General features: G+C 64.7%; 6 protein-coding genes. All 6 read right to left on the bottom strand.

All coding sequences use genetic code 11. From position 1 onward, the window contains the following. A partial coding sequence (locus B551_RS13390) for an Hpt domain-containing protein (protein ID WP_023264294.1) occupies positions 1-424 on the bottom strand: 424 nt, incomplete at its 3' end. A gap of 214 nt (positions 425-638) precedes the next feature. Continuing rightward, positions 639-1,589: a flagellar motor protein MotB gene (gene motB / locus B551_RS13385; protein WP_023264293.1), complete on the bottom strand. Its 951-nt coding sequence runs from the start codon at positions 1,587-1,589 to the stop codon at positions 639-641. A 58-nt stretch (positions 1,590-1,647) separates the two neighbouring features. After that, positions 1,648-2,511 carry a flagellar motor stator protein MotA gene (gene motA, locus B551_RS13380; protein WP_006579238.1) on the bottom strand — a complete coding sequence of 288 codons (864 nt, stop codon included), beginning with the start codon at positions 2,509-2,511 and terminating at the stop codon, positions 1,648-1,650. A 117-nt stretch (positions 2,512-2,628) separates the two neighbouring features. Further along, the gene (gene flhC, locus B551_RS13375; protein WP_006579237.1) at positions 2,629-3,231 is read right to left on the bottom strand and encodes a flagellar transcriptional regulator FlhC; all 603 of its coding nucleotides are present in this window, start codon (positions 3,229-3,231) and stop codon (positions 2,629-2,631) included. Continuing rightward, entirely contained in the window at positions 3,228-3,545 is a 318-nt protein-coding gene (gene flhD / locus B551_RS13370; protein WP_006579236.1) for a flagellar transcriptional regulator FlhD, read from the bottom strand. The genes flhC and flhD overlap by 4 nt, the downstream gene beginning before the upstream one ends. 403 nt (positions 3,546-3,948) lie before the next feature. Continuing rightward, a complete protein-coding gene (locus B551_RS13365) occupies positions 3,949-4,728 on the bottom strand; it encodes a DUF4088 family protein (protein WP_006579235.1) in 780 nt (259 codons plus the stop codon). Between the last annotated feature and the right edge of the window lie 76 nt (positions 4,729-4,804).

Genomic DNA, 4,804 nt, shown 5'->3' with positions numbered 1-4,804 from the left:
CCGGCGCGGGGGCCGGTGCTTCGCCACCGGTCTCGTACGCCAGCTGCTGCAGCACCGCACAGATGCGCGCAAGGGTCTGCGGATCGGGTTCGGTACCGTTGCGGTAGGCGTTGAGCTGGTCTTGCAACACGTCCTTGGTTTCCAGAAAGGTATCGATGATGGCCCTGGACAACGCCAGTTCGTGGCGGCGCGTGCGGTCCAGCAGATTCTCGAGCAGGTGGGTGGTTTCGGTCAGCGCGCTGAAGCCGAAGGTCGCCGCCCCGCCCTTGATCGAATGCGCCGCGCGGAAGATCGCATTGAGGTCTTCCGCGTCGGGCGCCTCGATGTCGAGGCCGAGCAGCAACTGCTCCATTTCAACGAGCAGCTCTTCCGCTTCCTCGAAGAAGGTCTGGTAGAACTGCGTGATATCGATATCGACAGACATGACCGTCCTGAATCACTGATTGCTAAGCATTGAGCCGTTACCAGCTGGTTATCGACCTCGCCGACGGTCTTATTAAATTTTGTTACTGATTTAAGCGCCGGCTGCCCTTCTCCCTACCCCTTGCCCGCGTGCAGGAGAGGGGAACACCCTCGGCATGCGGAAGGCGCTCCCCTCCCGCTTGCGGGAGAGGGGCCGGGGGAGAGGGCAAGCCTTTCTACTGCGCCCGCGCCGCCGACGCGCCGGTCGCCTCGTCCATCCCCTGCTGCAGCGCCTGCGCCGACTCGCCGGCCTTGGCGCGCACCGCGACGTCGGCCGCGCTGGCGTTCTCCGCCTCGAAGCGGGCCTGGGCGCGCTGGTTCAGCACCACGATGCTGATGCGGCGGTTGACCGGCGCCAGCGAATCCTTCTTGTCCAGCGGCATGGTGGCGGCCAGGCCCAGCACGCGCAGCACCTTGCCCTCCTGCATGCCGCCAGCGATCAGTTCCTGGCGCGAGGCGTTGGCGCGGTCGGCCGACAGCTCCCAGTTCGAATAGGTGCGCTCGCCGTTCATGTAGGTCGACGAATCAGTATGGCCCGACAGGCTGACCTTGTTCGGCATCTCGTTGAGCACCGGTCCGATCTCGCGCAGGATGTCCCGCATGTACGGCTCGACCACCGCCTTGCCGGTGCGGAACATCGGCCGGTTCTGCGTATCGAGGATCTGGATGCGCAGCCCTTCGCTGGTGATGTCCAGCAGCAGCTGCGGACGGAACTGGCGCAGCACCGGGTTGTTCTCGATCAGCTGTTCGAGCCGCTGCTTCAGCGCGCGCAGCCGCTCGGTCTCGAGCTGGTCGCGGCGCTTCTGCAGCGATTGGGGGTCGTCCTCGCGCATGCGCCGCGTTTCGCCGTCCTTGCTGGCCGGATCGATGCCGCCGCCGGGAATCACGCTCGGCGACTCGCTGGTCTTCTGGCCGCCGGCGATAGCGACCTTCAGCGGCGTGCGGAAGTACTCGGCCACCTGCACCAGGTCCTTCGGCGTCGACGTGCTCAGCAGCCACAGCACCAGGAAGAAGGCCATCATCGCCGTCATGAAATCGGCGTAGGCGATCTTCCAGCTGTGGTTGCCGTGCGGCTTGTCGTGGGCGGCGACGCGTCGGACGACGATGGGGCGCGCGTGATCGGTCATGCTTGGCCTGCGTTGGACGGACGAATGGACTGGCTCGCGGACTGCCTGGACGACGCGCTTACGTCAGGCTCTTGACTTCGCGCACGTGGTCGTCCAGTTCCAGGAACGACGGACGCTCGCTCGAGTACAGCACCTTGCGGCCGAACTCGACCGCGACCAGCGGCGCGTAGCCATTCAGCGAAGCCAGCAGCGTGACCTTGATGCACTGATACATCTTGACCGTCTCGGCAACCTGATGCTCGACGCGCGAGGCCAGCGGCGAGACGAAGCCGTAGGCAAGCAGGATGCCCAGGAAGGTACCGACCATCGCATGCGCGATCAGCGCGCCCAGCACCGACGGCGGCAGGTCGGCCGAGGCCAGCGCATGGACCACGCCCATCACCGCGGCGACGATGCCGAATGCCGGCAGCGCATCGCCGACCCGCGCCAGCGCGTGGGCGGGCACTTCGGCCTCGTGCTTGAAGGTCTCGATCTCGTGGTCCATCAGGGCCTCGATCTCGAAGGCATTCATGTTGCCGTTGACCATCATGCGCAGATAGTCGGTCAGGAATTCCATCATCGCCGGGTCGGCGAGGATGCGCGGGTACTGGCTGAAGACGCTGCTGGCGGCCGGATCGGCGATTTCCTTTTCGAGGAACAGGATGCCCTCGCGGCGCGCCTTGGACAGCAGCACGTACAGCAGCGCCATCACTTCCATGTACAGCGCCTTGTTGTATTTGCTGCTGCGGAGCAGCTGCGGCAGCGCGCGCAAGGTCGCCTTGATCGCCTTGCCGCTGTTGGCGCTGATGAAGGCGCCAACCGCGGCGCCGCCAATGATCACCAGTTCTGCCGGTTGATATAGCGCGCCCATGTGGCCGCCAGTCATGGCGTATCCACCAAGCACCGCCGCCACTACGACGACATAGCCAAGAACAACTAGCACGATCGATTCCCCGTCAGAAAAACACGCGTCGGACACGCGCGAGCCGTACCTCGGAAGACACGGCAAGCTGCGCGCCGTGCCGCCTCGGTCTGGCTCGCCGCGCAAGCCCGGCGTGAATCAGGCGGGTTGCGCTGGCGTGGCGTCCTTCGAGGGCTTCTTTGCCTTGCCCGCGCGCGATGGCGGCCGGCACAGGCTGCAGACGAAGTTCGCGTTCGGCTCGTAGGCGTGTGTGACGAACTGTCCTCCGCAGCATGTGCAACTGGAAAGCTGCAGCATATTGCTCTCGAAGAACCGTACTAACGTCCAGGCACGCGTAAAACTTAAGACAATTTCGCCGCCTAGCAGGGACACGTGCTCGAGGTAGAGCCGGTATGCGGCGACCACGGCACGAATGCCGCTCGCCTCGCCCTGCTCGACCATGAACTGGTAGGCCGAGAAGAACAGCGACGAGTGGATGTTCGGCAGCCAGGTCGTGAACCAGTCCGTCGAGAACGGCAGCATGCCCTTGGGCGGGGACACGCCGCGCAGTTCCTTGTACAGACGGATCAGCCGGTCGCGCGACAGCGTGGTCTCGGCTTCGAGCACCTGCAGGCGCGCACCCAGGCCGATCAGCTCGATGGCGAGCTGCGTCTGGTTGGCATCCTGCAGTACGCTCTTGCGCGGGGCGGCCGGAGCGGCGGTGTAGCTCCGGGCCGGTTGGGCCTGCAGCAGCGCGCTCAATTGAGCGACTCCACCGGTTGCCGCGCGAGCAGGATCGCAGCGTGGATCTGCTGCATATCGTGGCTCTTGGCGGTATGCGTCAGCGTGGACAGCAACGCGTGATCGTCGAACCGGAATCGGCACAGGACCATGTTGGACGCCGCCAGCTTGACCAGCTGAGCCGGCGTCAGCTTGGCCAGGATGTCAGCGATCTCCTTGCTGACGCCCAGGCGGAACATGGCTTCGAGTTGGTTTTCGCGCACCAGGCGTTGCGCGAGCAGCAGATAGGCGAGATTGACCTCCCTGATCTCCTGCAGAAGTTCACTGCTTTCCAATTTATCCCCGCTACCAAGGAACCCTCGCCCGCTTGTCCAGCGCTTACCGGTGGCAGACCTCCGGCGTCCAGATCGTTTCAGTGCGTGTGCGACGGGTACTACATCTGATCGGAACTACTCCGGTCCAGTTACAAAACGCACATCTGGTAACAAATGTTACGGAATGTAAATGGACTGACCGCTTTATATCGGCAATCGGCTGCCGCTGCCAATCCCTACTTACGTTGGGGATGCGCATTGTCGTACGGATGATACATGGCCGAAACGACGCAGACAGATGTAACAACCTTGTAACGTGATCTGAATCAAATCTGTAACAGCAGACATGCTGCGAGAATCACTTGGGAGGCGATTCAGCGCAGTTTTCGGTCGAGTTTCCCGTGTTACTGGAAACGCTTCGCGTTCACGGCGAACGCCTGTCGCTTTCCACCATTGACGGCGCAGCCGGCATCGGCTTGAAGACGCGGCGCAGCCACGCGGCGAGCCGCGCGAATACATCGTCGGGTTCGTCGCGGAACAGGTGCGGCCGGGCGTGCTCGATCTGCTCCATCACGCGGCCCGCTTCCTGGGCGTCGATCGCGCCGTAGTCGAGCGCCAGGCCCACCATCGCGCGCAGCTCTCCCAGGCGGGTCAGCGCGGCGCCAGTGCCGCGCTCGGTCTGCACCAGATACAGCAGGTCGTAGACGCGCCGGCGCAGGCTGTCGGCAAGACGCCAGGCCGGCGTCTGCATCTGTTCTTCGATCGTGCGCACGTCGATCGCCGCGTTGGCGATGTGTTCTGCCAGCGTATCGGCCAGCGCCGGATCGGCGCCGGCGTGGTCGAGAATCTCGACCGCCCACTTGCGCGCCTGCGCCAGCCGTTCGGACTGCGACCATTCCGAGCGCACCGCAAGGCCGAAGCCGAAGCGTTCGGCATCGCGCATCAGATTGGCCAGCGCATGCGGCAGTTGCTTGTCGAACACGCGCTTGGCCCAGGCGTACTCGCCGCCGGTCAGCAGGCGCGTGACCGCGCGCTCGGTCAGCGGCCCGTCCTGGTGCATCACGCGCGCACGCAGGAAATCCTCGAACGAGGGCGGCACGAACTGCCGGTCCAGCCCCGTGGAGAGCCGGACGAAATGGTCGAACTCGCCGCGCAGCTTGTCCGCGGCCTCACGCGGCAGGGACAGGGTGATTTCGCTGTTCATCGTCTGTCATGGTCGGGGGCGCGCCGTGCCGGCCGCGCCCGCCCCGCCGCGGCGGGGTGTTCAGAAGGCGCTCCAG

The organism is Cupriavidus sp. HPC(L), from assembly GCF_000307735.3.
Taxonomy (GTDB): domain Bacteria; phylum Pseudomonadota; class Gammaproteobacteria; order Burkholderiales; family Burkholderiaceae; genus Cupriavidus.
The sequence above is the reverse complement of the archived record's forward strand: the minus strand, read 5'-3'. Positions and strand labels throughout refer to the sequence as shown.

Bases quoted from the DNA above. Each gene is read 5' to 3' on its own strand.
- motB (WP_023264293.1), bottom strand. From the start codon at position 1,589: ATGACCGATCACGCGCGCCCCATCGTCGTCCGACGCGTCGCCGCCCAC.
- B551_RS13365 (WP_006579235.1), bottom strand. From the start codon at position 4,728: ATGAACAGCGAAATCACCCTGTCCCTGCCGCGTGAGGCCGCGGACAAG.